At 56.4% G+C, this 14,979-nt stretch carries 13 protein-coding genes and 1 pseudogene; 5 read left to right on the top strand and 9 right to left on the bottom strand.

Going from position 1 to position 14,979, the window contains the following annotated elements; translation table 11 throughout:
• Positions 1-15 precede the first annotated feature (15 nt).
• Positions 16-945, top strand: coding sequence for a DNA replication terminus site-binding protein (gene tus, locus FHN83_RS22125; RefSeq protein ID WP_039029182.1), 930 nt, complete (start codon positions 16-18; stop codon positions 943-945).
• Here tus and fumC read toward each other — a convergent pair whose 3' ends face one another.
• Positions 946-2,340: a class II fumarate hydratase gene (gene fumC, locus FHN83_RS22120; RefSeq protein ID WP_139564945.1), complete on the bottom strand. Its 1,395-nt coding sequence runs from the start codon at positions 2,338-2,340 to the stop codon at positions 946-948.
• A gap of 194 nt (positions 2,341-2,534) precedes the next feature.
• Positions 2,535-4,181, bottom strand: coding sequence for a class I fumarate hydratase FumA (gene fumA, locus FHN83_RS22110; protein WP_139564944.1), 1,647 nt, complete (start codon positions 4,179-4,181; stop codon positions 2,535-2,537).
• Positions 4,182-4,380: 199 nt separating this feature from the next.
• On the opposite strand from fumA, the gene manA reads away from it, so the two are divergent.
• On the top strand, positions 4,381-5,553 hold the full coding sequence (gene manA / locus FHN83_RS22105) for a mannose-6-phosphate isomerase (RefSeq protein WP_039029179.1): 1,173 nt from the start codon (positions 4,381-4,383) through the stop codon (positions 5,551-5,553).
• Between the two features lie 101 nt (positions 5,554-5,654).
• Complete coding sequence (locus FHN83_RS22100; RefSeq protein WP_139564943.1) at positions 5,655-7,217, top strand: YdgA family protein; 1,563 nt, start codon at positions 5,655-5,657, stop codon at positions 7,215-7,217.
• 38 nt (positions 7,218-7,255) lie between these two features.
• On the opposite strand, the gene FHN83_RS22095 is transcribed toward FHN83_RS22100, so the two are convergent.
• Complete coding sequence (locus FHN83_RS22095; RefSeq protein ID WP_139564942.1) at positions 7,256-8,110, bottom strand: alpha/beta fold hydrolase; 855 nt, start codon at positions 8,108-8,110, stop codon at positions 7,256-7,258.
• Between the two features lie 15 nt (positions 8,111-8,125).
• A complete protein-coding gene (locus FHN83_RS22090) occupies positions 8,126-9,097 on the bottom strand; it encodes an MBL fold metallo-hydrolase (RefSeq protein ID WP_255296456.1) in 972 nt (323 codons plus the stop codon).
• Between the two features lie 117 nt (positions 9,098-9,214).
• Here FHN83_RS22090 and FHN83_RS22085 point away from each other — a divergent pair, with 117 nt between their 5' ends.
• Positions 9,215-10,105, top strand: a complete 891-nt coding sequence (locus FHN83_RS22085; RefSeq protein ID WP_139564940.1) for a LysR family transcriptional regulator — start codon at positions 9,215-9,217, stop codon at positions 10,103-10,105.
• Between the two features lie 8 nt (positions 10,106-10,113).
• Here FHN83_RS22085 and FHN83_RS22080 read toward each other — a convergent pair whose 3' ends face one another.
• Positions 10,114-11,142: a Mal regulon transcriptional regulator MalI gene (locus FHN83_RS22080; RefSeq protein WP_139564939.1), complete on the bottom strand. Its 1,029-nt coding sequence runs from the start codon at positions 11,140-11,142 to the stop codon at positions 10,114-10,116.
• 178 nt (positions 11,143-11,320) lie between these two features.
• Here FHN83_RS22080 and FHN83_RS22075 point away from each other — a divergent pair.
• Positions 11,321-11,515 (top strand): annotated as a pseudogene (locus tag FHN83_RS22075) (PTS sugar transporter subunit IIBC); the annotation flags it as partial.
• A gap of 139 nt (positions 11,516-11,654) precedes the next feature.
• Here FHN83_RS22075 and FHN83_RS22070 read toward each other — a convergent pair.
• The 4 genes from FHN83_RS22070 to FHN83_RS28300 form a co-directional block, all read right to left on the bottom strand.
• A complete protein-coding gene (locus FHN83_RS22070) occupies positions 11,655-11,969 on the bottom strand; it encodes a hypothetical protein (protein WP_139564938.1) in 315 nt (104 codons plus the stop codon).
• A 149-nt stretch (positions 11,970-12,118) separates the two neighbouring features.
• Positions 12,119-12,937, bottom strand: a complete 819-nt coding sequence (locus FHN83_RS22065; RefSeq protein WP_139564937.1) for a tail fiber domain-containing protein — start codon at positions 12,935-12,937, stop codon at positions 12,119-12,121.
• Positions 12,938-12,948: 11 nt separating this feature from the next.
• Positions 12,949-13,251 (bottom strand): hypothetical protein, encoded by a 303-nt coding sequence (locus tag FHN83_RS22060; RefSeq protein WP_139564936.1) that lies wholly within the window; start codon positions 13,249-13,251, stop codon positions 12,949-12,951.
• Positions 13,251-14,933, bottom strand: coding sequence for a phage head spike fiber domain-containing protein (locus FHN83_RS28300; protein WP_176556515.1), 1,683 nt, complete (start codon positions 14,931-14,933; stop codon positions 13,251-13,253). Before FHN83_RS28300 ends, FHN83_RS22060 begins: the two co-directional genes overlap by 1 nt.
• Positions 14,934-14,979: the final 46 nt, after the last annotated feature.

Genomic DNA, 14,979 nt, shown 5'->3' with positions numbered 1-14,979 from the left:
CTATTATGGTGTGCAATGGCTACTTACGATTTGATCGAACGCTTAAACTCCACCTTCCGCCAGATGGAGCACGAGCTGGCGGAATTAACGCCCGAACTCCAGGCCTGCCGGTTGCTGGCCGGGCGCGTCTTCTCCCTGCCGGATGTCGCCAAAGGCGCCGAGCACGATCCGCTCAACGCCATCGCGGTGAAGCAGCATCTCGGTCAGGAGGCGCTGACGATGGCCCTCCAGCACTATCGGCATCTGTTTATTCAGCAGCAGTCCGAGACCCGCAGCAGCAAGGCCGCCGTGCGCCTGCCGGGGGTGATCTGCCTGCAGACCGATGCCGCGCACCGGGAGCAACTTACCGCCCGCATCGCCAGCATTAACGCCCTGAAAGCAGAGTTTGAAAAAATCGTTACCGAAGAGTCGGGCCTCGCCCCTGCCGCCCGTTTCGAGTGGGTGCACCATCAGTTGCCGGGATTGATTACCCTTAACGCTTATCGCACGCTGACGGTCATTAATCACCCCGCCACCCTGCGCTTCGGCTGGGCCAACAAGCACATCATCAAAAATTTCACCCGGGAGGAGGTGCTGGAGATGCTGGAGAAAAGCCTGAAATCGCCGCGCGCCCAGGCGCCCTGGTCGCGGGATCAGTGGGTTGAACGTCTGGAAGCGGAGTACACCGCCATCCACGCGCTGCCCGCGGATGCCCGGCTCAAGATCAAACGGCCGGTAAAGGTGCAGCCCATTGCCCGCGTCTGGTATACCGGGCAGCAAAAGCAGGTGCAGTACGCCTGCCCGACGCCGCTGATCGCCCTGTACGATGCGGATCAGGGGGCGGTGATCCCGGATATCGGCGAGCTGCTGAATTACGATGCTGACAACGTTCAGCATCGTTATAAACCCCAGGCGCAGCCGCTGCGCTTAATCATTCCGCGGCTGCACCTGTACGTGGCGGAGTGACTATTTCAGGCTGCCGACCATCTCTTGTGGGCGAACCCAGCTGTCGAACTCGGCCTCGGTGAGATACCCCAGCGCCAGCGCGGAGGCTTTCAGGGTCAGCCCCTCTTTGTGCGCTTTTTTGGCGATTTCTGCCGCCTTGTCGTAGCCGATGTGGGTGTTGAGCGCCGTCACCAGCATTAGCGACTCATTGAGCAGCTGGCTGATCCGCTCGCGGTTAGGCTCAATGCCCACCGCGCAGTGCTCGTTAAAGCTCTCCATTCCGTCAGCAAGTAGACGCACCGACTGCAGGAAGTTATGGATGACCATCGGACGGTAGACGTTAAGCTCAAAGTTGCCCGACGCGCCGCCCATATTCACCGCCACGTCGTTGCCCATCACCTGACAGCAGAGCATGGTCATGGCTTCGCACTGGGTCGGGTTGACCTTACCCGGCATGATGGAGCTGCCCGGCTCATTCTCGGGGATGCTGATCTCGCCGATGCCGCAGCGCGGGCCGGAGGCCAGCCAGCGCACGTCGTTGGAGATTTTCATCAGCGAGGCCGCCAGCCCTTTCAGCACCCCGTGGGCATGTACCAGCGCGTCACAGGTGGCCAGCGCTTCGAACTTATTCGGTGCGGTGACAAACGGCTGCCCGGTGATGGAGGCCAGCTCTTTAGCCACGCGCACCGCGTACTCGGGATGGGTGTTAAGCCCGGTCCCCACCGCCGTACCGCCCAGCGCCAGCTCCGCCAGATGCGGCAGGCTGTGGTCGATGTGCCGCAGGTTGTGCTCGAGCATCGCTACCCAGCCGGAAATCTCCTGGCCGAGGGTCAGCGGCGTGGCATCCTGCAGATGGGTACGGCCAATTTTGACGATATCGGAAAAGGCCTGGGATTTGTCGTGGAGGGTCTGCTTCAGCACGTTCAGCTGCGGGATCAGCTGCTCGCGCAGGGCGATCAGCGCCGCCACGTGCATCGCCGTCGGGAAGACGTCGTTGGAGCTCTGGCTTTTGTTGACGTCGTCATTCGGGTGGATCTTGCGCTCCATGCCGCGCACCCCGCCGAGCAGTTCGCTCCCGCGGTTCGCCAGCACCTCGTTCATGTTCATGTTGCTCTGGGTGCCGGAGCCGGTCTGCCAGATGGCGAGCGGGAACTCATCGGGATGTTTACCGGCCAGCACTTCATCGGCGGCGGTGATGATGGCGGTGGCTTTTTCCGCCGCCAGCAGGCCTAAATCCTGGTTGACCTTCGCCGCGGCGCGTTTGGTCAGCGCCAGGGCCTGGATCAACGAGACCGGCATTTTTTCAGTGGAGATACGGAAATGTTCCAGCGAACGCTGGGTTTGTGCGCCCCAGAGTTTGTCCTGCGGGACGTCGATGGCACCCATCGAATCTTTCTCACTGCGTGAGGTGGTCATACTTTCTCCTTGATAACAACGAAGTGGGTTGCTCACAGCTCAAAGAAACAAGTATTGATGAGATCGGGAAAAGGGTATGGCGCTTTGTGCGCTCTTTTTGTTGCCGGGCTTGTGCCGGGTGGCGCTGCGCTTACCCGGCCTACATGTTCAGTAGGCCGGGTAAGGCGAAGCCGCCACCCGGCAGGTTTTTCAAACTACTTCACGCACGCCGAACACTGGGACGACTGGATCTGCTTGAAGAAGTCGTTACCTTTGTCATCCACAAGGATAAACGCCGGGAAGTCTTCCACTTCAATTTTCCAGATAGCCTCCATACCCAGTTCCGGGTACTCAACGCACTCCAGGCTCTTGATACTGCCCTGCGCCAGTACCGCAGCCGGGCCGCCAATACTGCCGAGGTAGAAACCGCCGTGTTTGTGGCAGGCGTCGGTCACCTGCTGGCTGCGGTTACCCTTCGCCAGCATGATCATGCTTCCGCCGTTGGCCTGCAGCTGGTCGACGTAGGAGTCCATACGACCGGCTGTGGTCGGGCCCAGGGAGCCAGACGCATAACCGTCCGGCGTTTTGGCCGGGCCTGCGTAGTAGATCGGGTGATCCTTAACGTACTGCGGCAGCCCTTCGCCGTTATCCAGACGCTCTTTCAGCTTCGCGTGGGCGATATCGCGGCCCACGATGATGGTGCCGTTCAGCGACAGACGGGTAGAGACCGGGTACTGAGAAAGCTGGGCCAGGATCTCGTTCATCGGACGGTTCAGGTCGACGTGTACCGCCTCGCCCTCGCCCGCTTTACGCAGCTCTTCAGGGATATACTTGCCCGGGTTGTTTTCCAGCTTTTCAATCCAGATCCCGTCGCGGTTGATTTTGGCTTTGATGTTGCGGTCCGCCGAGCAGGAGACGCCCATGCCCACCGGGCAGGAAGCGCCGTGACGCGGGAGACGGATCACGCGAATGTCGTGGGCGAAATATTTGCCGCCGAACTGCGCGCCGAGGCCGAGGTTCTGCGCTTCCACCAGCAGCTCCTGCTCCAGCTGTACGTCGCGGAACGCCTGGCCGTGCTCGTTACCTTCGGTCGGCAGGCCATCGTAATATTTGGTAGAGGCCAGCTTCACGGTTTTGAGGGTGCTTTCTGCCGAGGTGCCACCGATGACAAACGCAATATGGTACGGCGGACAGGCGGCGGTGCCGAGGGTGCGCATCTTCTCCACCAGGTAGTTCTTCAGCTTGCCTGGAGTCAGGAGCGCTTTGGTCTCCTGATAGAGGTAGGTTTTGTTGGCGGAACCGCCACCCTTGGCGATGCACAGGAATTTGTATTCGTCGCCATCCACGCTGTAGAGGTCGATCTGCGCGGGCAGGTTAGTGCCGGTATTGACCTCTTTGTACATATCCAGTGCGGCGTTTTGCGAATAGCGCAGGTTGTCTTCGATATAGGTGTTGTACACGCCGTGCGCCAGGGCAGCTTCATCGCCGCCGCCGGTCCAGACGCGCTGGCCTTTTTTGCCGGTAATAATCGCGGTGCCGGTATCCTGGCAGGTCGGCAGAATGCCTTTCGCCGCGATATCGGAGTTACGCAGGAACTGCAGGGCCACGTACTTGTCGTTTTCACTGGCCTGCGGATCGCTGAGGATATCCGCGACCTGCTGCTGGTGCGCCGGGCGCAGCATAAACGAGGCGTCGTGGAAAGCCTGCTGCGCCAGTAAGGTCAGCGCCTGCGGCTCAACTTTCAGGATCTCCTGTCCTTCAAACTCGGAGACAGAAACGTGGTCGCGGGTTAACAGGTAATATTCGGTCTGATCCTTGGCCAGCGGGAAAGGATCCTGGTAATGGAAGGGTTTATTCGACATTGATCTCTCACTTACTGCTTCGGTCTGTTTATTTAGAGCAGATGTTCCGCTGCCCTGCTTAAAAGCGAGTTAGCCTATCCTACACAATTTTTTAACAAAAACTGAGACTAGTACGACTTTTTCCGCGTGCAGGTTACATCCGTGCGGTTTATTGCTTTAATACGGGCAGATAATTCCACATATGAAACAGGGCTTGATAATGCAAAAACTCATCAACTCAGTGCAGAACTACGCCTGGGGAAGTAAAACTGCGTTAACGGATCTCTACGGTATCGCCAACCCGGACAACCTGCCGATGGCAGAATTGTGGATGGGGGCGCACCCGAAGAGCAGCTCAAAAATTGAAGATGCCCGGGGCGTGCGTTCCCTGCGTGAGGTTATTGATGCCGATAAAACCACGCTGTTGGGCGGTGCCGTCGCCGAACGTTTTGGCGAACTGCCATTCCTCTTCAAGGTGCTTTGCGCCGATCAACCGCTCTCCATTCAGGTTCACCCGAACAAGCAGGCCTCCGAAGAGGGCTTTGCGAAAGAGAACGCGGCCGGTATTCCGCTGGATGCCGCCGAACGTAACTACAAAGATCCCAACCACAAACCGGAACTGGTTTTTGCCCTGACTCCGTTCCTGGCAATGAACGCCTTCCGCGAGTTCTCTGAGATCGTCTCCCTGCTGCAGCCGGTCGCCGGGGCGCACAGCGCCATCGCCCACTTCCTCGAAAAACCGGATGCCGATCGCCTGAGCCACCTTTTCGCCAGCCTGCTCAATATGCAGGGCGACGAAAAATCCCGCGCCCTGGCGGTGCTGAAAGCGGCCCTCAACAGCCAGAAAGGGGAACCCTGGGAGACTATTCGCGTCATTTCAGAATTTTACCCGGACGACAGCGGTCTCTTCTCTCCGCTGCTGCTGAACGTGGTGAAACTGGAGCCGGGCGAAGCGATGTTCCTGTTTGCCGAAACGCCGCACGCCTATCTTAAAGGCGTGGCACTGGAGGTGATGGCGAACTCCGATAACGTCCTGCGTGCGGGGCTGACGCCAAAATACATCGACATTCCTGAACTGGTGGCTAACGTCAAATTCGTCGCCAAACCGGCCGCTGAGTTGCTTACCCAACCGGTGAAAAACGGCGCAGAGCTGGACTTCCCGATTCCGGTGGATGACTTTGCTTTCTCGCTGCATGACCTCGGCAGCGACGAGACCCGTATCGCCCAGCAGAGCGCGGCCATTCTGTTCTGCGTTGAGGGCGAAGCCGTGCTGAGCAAGGGTGACGAGCGCCTGGTGCTGAAGCCTGGCGAGTCAGCCTTTATTGCGGCGAATGACTCTCCGGTCAGCGTCAGCGGCGTGGGTCGTCTGGCGCGGGTTTTCAACAAGCTTTAGTGAACCGCTGAATTTTTTAACAATTATTGCTAAGCTATTGGTAATCTTATGACCTCACCGGGCGGTTTTCACCGCTCGGTTTCATTTTAGGGATAATCACGATGAAAAAATCGGTTGTAGCTGCAGGCGTTATTGTTGCTTTAGGGCTGGTCTGGACGGGCGCGGCCTGGTACACAGGGAAACAGCTGGAGAGTCGTCTGTCAGAGATGGTGGCGCAGGCGAACGGTGAGCTTAAGCGTACCGCACCGGAAGCCGGGCTGGAGCTGAGCTATCAGGATTATCAGCGCGGCGTGTTCAGCAGCCATTTGCAGATGGTCGTTAAGCCGGTTGCTGGCAGCACAAATCCGTGGCTGCAGCCGGGTCAAAACCTGGTGCTGAACGAAGAAGTTGACCACGGCCCGTTCCCGCTGGCCCAGCTGAAAAAGTTCAACCTGATCCCTTCTATGGCCTCGGTGAAATCGACCCTGGTCAACAACGAAGCCTCTAAGCCGCTGTTCGATCTGGCTAAGAATGAGTCGCCGTTCGAAATCAATACCCGCATCAGCTATGCCGGTGATACCCGTTCCGATATCGCCCTGAAAGCGCTGAATTACGAGAATGGCGACGAGAAAGTGGCGTTCAGCGGCGGCAACTTCCAGCTTGATGCCGATCGCGACGGCAAAAACGTCACGCTGAAAGGCGAAGCGGCAAGCGGCCTGGTCCACGCGGTGAACGAGTACGATCAGAAAGTCCAGCTGACCTTCAATAACCTGAACATCGATGGCAACAGCCGTCTGACCAGCTTTGATGAACGCATCGGCGATCAGAAACTGACCCTTGATAAAATGGCTATCGCCATCGAAGGCAAAGAGATGGCGGTGCTGGAAGGCACGGATTTGAAAGCGACTGCGGATCTGTCTAAAGATGGCAAGAGCATCAACAGCCAGCTGGATTACAGCCTGAAGAGCCTGAAAGTGCAGAATCAGGACCTGGGTACCGGCAAGCTGACGCTGAAAATCGGCAATATCGACGGTCAGGCGTGGCACCAGTTCAGCCAACAGTACCGCGCCCAGAGCCAGGCGCTGCTGGCAGATAAAGAGCTGATGACCAATAACCCGGCGCTCTACCAGCAGAAAGTGGCCGAGGCGTTCTTCGGCAATCTGCCGATCCTGCTCAAAGGCGAGCCGGTAATCACTCTCGCCCCGCTGAGCTGGAAAAACAGCAAAGGCGAAACCAACTTCAATCTGTCGCTGTTCATGAAAGATCCGGCTACCGCGACGGGTGAAGCCCAGACCCTGGCCCAGGAAGTGGATCGCAGCGTGAAATCGCTGGAGAGCAAGCTGACCATCCCAATGGACATGGCGACCGAGTTCATGACCCAGATTGCGAAGCTGGAAGGCTACAACGAGGATGACGCCGGGAAGCTGGCCAGCCAGCAGGTGAAAGGCCTGGCGGCGATGGGACAGATGTTCCGCATCACCACCGTGGAAGATAACGTCATCAGCACCAGCCTGCAGTACAGCAATGGTCAGGTGACGCTGAACGGTCAGAAAATGCCGCTGGAGGAATTCGTTGGCATGTTCGGCGTACCGGCCCTGAACCTGGCGCCACCGGCCGAGCCTGCGGCACCAGCAGTACCACCAGCTCCGGCCGCTCCGGCAGCACCTGCGGTTCCTCAGCAGTAACGGTTTAACCCCTCTTCGGAGGGGTTTTTTATTGCCGCTTATCCTTTCCAGCCGGTAAGGAAATCCAGCAGCAGGGCATTGACCTTCTCCGGCTGCTCTTCCTGCGGCAGATGACCACACTCCTCAATGGCATACCCCCTGAGATCGTCCGCCATTTCCGCCCAGACGCTTTGCATATCGAACAGCTTTCCGACGGCGTGGAAATCATTGCCCCACAGCGACATCACCGGGCAGGCAATTTTGACGTCAGCGTCGGCAAGATCCTGCGCCACATCCTCCGCGTTAGCGCGATAATCCGCCATGGCCCCGCGCACGGCTCCGGGGGCCTGATAAGCCCGGACATAGGTATCAAATGCCTCGCGGCTGATGGTTGACGGATCAAACGTCCAGTCCGAGAAGAAGTGGCGCAGCCAGATATGCTCCCGACCGACAATCAGGGCTTCCGGCAGATCGGGCACGAGGTGGAACAGGAAGAACCAGTACGCCCGGGCAATGGAGGCATTTAGATCGCGCGCAACGATACGCGTCGGGACGTTGTCCATCACCACCAGACGATCCACCAGTTCCGGATAATCTTTCGCAAAGCGGGTTGCGACCCGCGCCCCACGGTCGTGCCCCACCAGCACCACTTTTTCCAGCCCCAGCGCGCGCATCAGCTCCCGGATATCCCGCGCCATATTGCGTTTATCGTAGCCGGAGGCGGGTTTATCGGTTTCCCCGTACCCGCGCAAATCCGGAGCGATTACCCGGTAGTGTTTTGACAGAACAGGGATCTGATAGCGCCAGGCGTAGTGGGTTTCCGGAAAACCGTGCAGCAGGATAACCGGCGCGCCTTCCCCCTCCTCAACCACAAACTGACGGATGCCATTTGCCATAACGGTATAACTTTTCATCTTTATTCCCTCGCCTTATTTCAACAGTGGCACATCGGCCGCACGCTGGTACGGGCCGTAGTTCGCCGGATTCCAGCTGTAACCCTGCGGGCTTGCGGAGATCTGGCCGATCCCCGGGAAGGCCAGATGCGCCGCCGCCAGCCACTCGCCATCTTTCGCCAGGGCGTTAAATTCTTTTTCACGGGACAAGAAGGCTTTCTTCGCGTCCACGTCAAAGCGAATCGTCACTTCAGGGTGCGGAAACTGCACGGCGGGCGCATGGATCAGATCGCCAATGAAGTTAACGGCCTTCCCTTCAGAGGCAAAGCGGTAGAGGGTGCTGCCAGGAGTGTGGCCGGTGGCATAGGCGGTCTGGACCTCCGGAATGGGCGAGGCGGGCGGTACGAAGGTTTTCAGCCGTCCGGCCGCTTTATAGGCTGCCAGGGCATCCCGGGCGATGGCGAAATACTCCTTCGCATTCGCCGGTGCGCTGGCTTCTTTCGCCGGATCCAGCCAGTAGTCGGCTTCCCCCTGCGGCACGTAAACCGTGGCATTGGGGAACAGCGCTTTACCGGCGGCATCGCTCAGACCGCACACATGATCCAGATGAAGGTGGGTCAGGAAGATGGTGTCAACCTGCTCGGGGCGATACCCGGACGCCGTCATATTGGGGATCAGCTGTCCAGCGGTTTGCGGCACACAGTGGCCCGCCCCGCTGTCAATCATCACCAGATGTTTCCCGGTATTGATCAGAAAAGCGTTAAAGGAGGTGGGCATGCGCTCGGCATCAATCTTATGTTGCGCCAGCAGCTCGCGTATTTTGCTGGCCGACAGCCCTTTTAATAAGGAGGGCGAGAGATCGTTGTAGCCGTCGAACAGCGCCGTGACTTCATAGGCTCCGACAGCCAGGCGGTAATATCCCGGCACCTGCTGTTTAATCTGGGCGAGCGCATCAGCCAGGACGGCGCTCGCCACAAACAGGCTGCTGAGGGCTAAAACTGCGGTCATCTTTTTCATCTTCACTCCGAATTCACCGTTAATCTGAACGTGAAGTGACTATGGCGCTATAACGACAATTAGTGTAGATGTGTAATTTGATAGGCCAGTATAACGAGAAGCGAGATAATGAAACTGGAAGAGGTGGAAGTGTTCGTGGAAGCGATCAAAGCGGGCAGCCTGGCGGGGGCGGCGCGTCGGCTCTCGATGAGCGCCATGGCGGCTTCGCGGTGCCTCAATAATCTGGAGGCGGAGCTTGGAGTCCGGCTGGTGCATCGCACCACGCGCTCCCTTTCCCCCACCAGCGACGGCGCGGTTTTTTTGCCCCATGCCCAGGCGCTGCTGGAGGACAAAACCAATGCTCTTGCCGATCTGTTTCCTGACGGCACCCACCTTACCGGGCGGCTGCGCATCACCGCCTCGGCGGCGTTTGGGCGGAAGATCATCGCCCCGATGCTGCCCGACTTTATGCGCCAGCATCCTGCCCTGCAGGTGGATCTGCTCGCCACCGATGAGCAGGTCGATATTGTCGCCAGAGGAATCGACGTGGCGTTACGTATCGCCCCGCTGCGGGACAACCGTCTGGTGGCGCATCGCCTGTGCGATAACCCCCGCGATTTGTGCGCCAGCGCTGAATATCTGGCGGCGAACGGCTATCCGAAAACCCTCAGCGATCTGGCGACGCACAGCTGCTTAACCACCTCCGATACCACCCACTGGGCGTTTGACCAGGGCGGGCAGCGCAGCAAACAGAAGTTGTCCGGGCGATTTTCGGCGAACTCCATTGAGGCGATCTTTGAGGCGTGTCTGGGGGGAATGGGTATCGCCAACCTCTCCCGCTGGTACGTTGAGCCCGCCCTGGCGCAGGGCCAGCTTGAGCGGATCGTGCTGGAGGATGCTCAACCGGAGGCCCTGGCCGTCTGGGCCGTTTACCCGACGTCGCGACTGATCCCGGTGAAGGTGCGTAAGTTTGTTGAAGCCCTTGAGGCGCGGCTGGCGATGAACCCGCTCACGCCATAAGCGTAACGCTATTTCACCGTCACCAGCCGGGCTGAAACGATCTGGTGCCCGGCCTGCACGTCGGATTTCTCGATGCGCTGCATAATGCGATCTGCCAGGGTGTAGCCCATTTCGCGCGCGGGAGTGGTCGCCCAGACGATGGGCAGATCGTCCAGCGCGTTCTCTGACACATCCGCAAAGGCGCCGAGCGCCACCTGATGACCAAAGAAAGTTTCAACTCCGCCTTCCCCGCTTTGTCGTCCGGCACGGATCAGGCCAAACCAGGCCCCCATGGCGATGACGTCGTTGTAGCAGATCACGGCGCTGATGGTCGGACTGGCGCGCAGCAGTGCATTTATCGCCTCTGCCGCCTGCTTCTGGCTGGAGCCGCACTCCACCACCCACTCGCTGTGGAACGGCAGCCCGTATTTAATCAAGGTCGCGCAGTAGCCGCCCACCCGTTCGGCGCGGGTCAGCGAGGAGCTTTGCCCGCCCAGCCAGGCAATCCGCTGATGGCCACGATGAATAAGATGTTCGGTCAGCATTTGCGCCGCCTGCATGTTGTCCGGGCGCAGGGTATCCGCTTCGTCCAGATAGCTGGCGCGGGAGGCAAACACCAGCGGAACGCCCTTCTGTGCGGCCCGCTCGCACAGCTCATTACTCACCCCGGAGGCTCCAGCGACGATCACGCCATCCACCCCTTGCGTCAGCAGCATGTCGAGACGCTGGAGCAGCTGGTCGGCCTCGCGCCCGCCGGACAGCAAAAAGACCATCCGCCCCTGGGCTTCCAGCGCTTCCGTCAGGCCTGCCGTGAGCTCGGCATAAAACGGCGACGTGAGGTCGCGGACGATCAGGCCAATCACCCCGCTTTGCCCACCCCGCAGGGCGGATGCCTGGCGGTTGCGGACAAAACCGAGTTGCTCAACCGCCTCGTTGACGCGCTGGCCCGTTGCGGGAGAGATGCGTCCTTTACCGCTCAAAACCAGTGAAACCGTGCTGACGGAAACCCCCGCCGCCAGTGCGACGTCGTTGATGGTGATCTTTTTCGCTACAGCCATGTGGTGGCGTGACTCCCTGATAATGAGATCGCTAAAACGTTTTATCAATACGTTATCTTTATACTCTCTGCCAAAGCCTGAGAATGTGATTTAGCGCGCACTAAACTTTGATAAAACGTTTTATCTTCTCGCAGCACTGAGGCAGGTAAATCTATTTTAACAATAAAGGAGTCGTTTTATGACGGCGAAAGCAGCACAAAAAATCTCGCTGTGGGAGTTTTTCCAGCAACTGGGTAAAACCTTTATGCTGCCCGTGGCTCTGCTCTCCTTCTGCGGGATCATGCTGGGGATCGGCAGTTCGCTCAGCAGTCACGATGTCGTTACCCTGATCCCGGCGCTAGGGAACCCCGTGCTGCAGGCGATCTTCATCTGGAGACTATTAAGTATTTTAACGAAGTGGATTGATGTTGGATTGAAGTGCGGTAACTTCTGCTATGTTGCCGCGATACGATTTGTCATGTGCAATGAACTAACGTCGTTTCGCGGTAACTTTATGCCCCACCCATGCCCCATCACACCACCCTGTCATCTTGCATCACGCTGTTGATGAAGAACGTCACGCGCCCCAGCACTTCAACTTCCTCCGCCGCTTCCCCCTCTATCGCTTCACCATCATCCGTGATTAATGCCCTGCCCCTGAGTTTCGCAAACTGCGTCCTGTCGCCGGACAAAATCAGCAGAACCTGACCTTGCACTAACCGGGTAACCGGTTCGATGACCGCATAACCCGATGATGTTTCGAGAATGCGACTTTCGTTCGTCATGCACATGCTGGCCGGCGAAAATCGCTGCTCTACGTAATCGCCAGCCGGTGAGGGGAACCCCATGGTTTGCACTCCTTTAACTGTTTTTATATACAGTAGTTTTAAAGGGAGTGCAGATCAATGCGGCGGCACCTATCAATGATGGCTGCTGATCAGCCGACGGTCATCTCTGACCTAATGAAATGCTAAATTGGCCCCCCGCTTCCTGCGCATCACTCCTCTTTTGATAACTCCAAATCCTTCACTCGCTGCGTAAGAGCCTGCACCGCTTGCGTAAGTTTTGCTATCAGCGCCACCTGATCAAGACTATAAGCCCCTTTAGGATCATTATCGTCATAATCATCGGACTCCAAGCCTTCACCATCTACAGTCTCAGGACTGACCTCAGCAAGATCTTGAGCGATAAACCCAAGCTTATTGTCGCTTTCCGGCATGATTCCGCGGGCTTTATATTTAAATGTTGCCACCTTCCAGCGGCTTACTTCCTCCAGTGCTCTTTCAGTATCATTTCTGTACTGAATATTCTTCTTCAAGAATTTGTCAGATACTGGAGTCGTATTAATTGCGCCCGTATTTGATCCATCAATCCACAAATGAGCACCACTACCACTTACCCAATTGATGTTAAACCCATTATTTGGATTTGATCCCGAAGAATCGATACCAGGCCTGCACCGGAATGCACCATTAACCTCCAGAAAAACCTTATTTTCAGGTGAAGTAACACGGTATATTCTTCGGGGCCCATTCTCTGTTTGGTCTACGTTTGAGTTGAGCTGTAATGACCCACCAGTATCAGTGAAACGAAAATTGCTAGCCCCTTGAGTAGTAGGGCTATCAATCGTTATGTGACCAGTAATTTTTACGTTGCCACTTATGCTACCACCAGACTTACCCTCAACCGTATTCAGACGTGTATCATCACCAGCGGCAACAGTTCCGGAGGTTGACCCAACATTCCGTGTGGCGCTATTCCCTAACCCTGACACTTCCGCTGAAGTAAGATTAATGCTGTCATTTCTCAGAGCCATTTATTATCTCCTTATGCCCACACGCGAGCCGGTGTTTTCGGGTTAACCACAAAGTTGTTCAGCCCGGATAAATCGAGCGAGTCATTCATGACCCGCAAATTGACGTGATAGCCGGGTTCGGTGGTGTAATTGATAACTTCGTTTTCTTCACCGGGATTGATAACTTCAGCAGGAACATTGATAACACCTACGATATCCAGGCTGATATCGGGGTGATGTAAACCACCCTGCCCCTCATCATCCACAAACCCCGCCGCGATTAATTGCGTGCGCATTTCGTCGGCGTCATTAAAGCGCAGATATAAATCTCTCATCAGCGGAGTCCATTAATTTGATTTGGAGTTAAGACGCGATGCCAGATACGCAGGTTACGTATGTGGTAAACAACCGCAGAATTGGACGAAATTTTTAGGTATTGAGCGGCAGCTGTAGGTGAGTATGGTGCCGCATCGCGGCGGGCACTTTTACCGTCAAAATAAATAGCTACTGCGTTACCGTCCAATGTATGCGCTACGGTTTTACGATAAAAAGGATAGGTTCCAGAAATGGCAGTGAGTGTGCCTGAGCGGTGAGTTGCCAGCGCATAACTTCCTGCAATCGAAAGTCGCAAAATCTTGTCATAAGCTGCTCCATACGTTTCGAGTACATCCAGAATGCCACTTGTTAGGCCGCAGCTATTAACAGTCAATTCGAAAGAAACACTACGTTGAATTAAATCGCTTGTTAGCCTGAGCCCGCAATTTCCCGATGCTTGCAGAGTTACACTATCTGCCGCTCTCGTAACTGCCGCTGCTCCTGTTGGAATATAACTGGTTGCCACCGCATTTTTTTCAGCCTGTACTGTTTGTAAATAAAAAGTAGTACCTAATGGTATGTTATTGCCTAGGGCTCCCGCCTTATAATAACTTCGGAACTGTCCAATGTAATTGCCAGCAGTCGTTACCGTTAACGTGGCAGTAGCATACGTATATCCATCACCTCCCGCCAATGTAGTTGTAGCTGTTATTCCTGCCGTTGGTTGTGAGGCTATTTCACCAGAAATACAATCGAAAGAAACATCACCAAAAACCGCGCCTTCTAATAAAAATCTAAAGCGAAAACGCGCGTCTGTTCCTTTAAACCTGCAAGAAAGTGTTAGCGTATCTCCCACAGCCAGCGCGAGGCTGGCGGAGCTAGCTAAAGACTGCTCGGGAGCTAAAACAGTTGGTGATGCTCGTAAAGTGATAGCCTGTGCGGTTCCATCTGTAATAACTGAGGTTGTCATGCCACCGGTCATTGCCCACTTAGTCGGGTCTTCACTGTTAAGTACTTGATTAGTGCTCTGCCCTTCAACCAGCAGCCCCTCTTTCTCAAACCGAGGCTCGTCAATCGCTGCCGTTTTGAGAACACCAGACTTATCGAAATACGTTGCGGTCGTTGACCGGGTAAATGTCATCGACTTTGACGGAAGCTCAAGAACTTTTCCTGAAATAGTCAGCGTGTCATAAGGAGCAGACCCCGCCAGCAGGCGCAGATCATCAGAGAGCGGTGCCCAGACGTCAGGATATGGCGCCTCCTCATAAGGAACTGACGTCAGTTGCTGCGCGGCGGCAAGTGATGCTGCGGCGTTTGTTTCGCTGGTTTTGGCGTTGGTTTCTGAGGTTTTGGAATTAGTCTCAGACGTTTTCGCGTTGGTTTCTGAGGTCTTGGCGGCATTCTTCGATGCGAGTGCGCTACCCTCAGACGTTGCCGCGTTCGTGGCGCTTTGTGCTGCTGCGTTTTTTGAAGCAAGAGCGTTTGTTTCGCTGGTTTTGGCTGCGGCGGCGCTGGTTCCTGCCGCGTTAGCTGCGGTGATCAGCTTCGACCAGCTCGGCCCCGTTTTTTTCGAACCGTCTGCAAGGGTTACGGTGACGTCACCGGTGCCCGATAAAATCAGGTCCTGGTTGACGATATCAATTTGCGCCTGGCGAAAACCTTCCGTGACGGATTTAGCTAAATCGTCATCAATCGTTGCCATTCGTGATGTCCTTAAAATGAAAAACCCGGCCGGAGCCGGGTTTGAT

Origin of the sequence: Leclercia adecarboxylata (genome assembly GCF_006171285.1) — a bacterium.
GTDB classification, from domain to species: domain Bacteria; phylum Pseudomonadota; class Gammaproteobacteria; order Enterobacterales; family Enterobacteriaceae; genus Enterobacter; species Enterobacter barmai.
The sequence above is the reverse complement of the archived record's forward strand: the minus strand, read 5'-3'. Positions and strand labels throughout refer to the sequence as shown.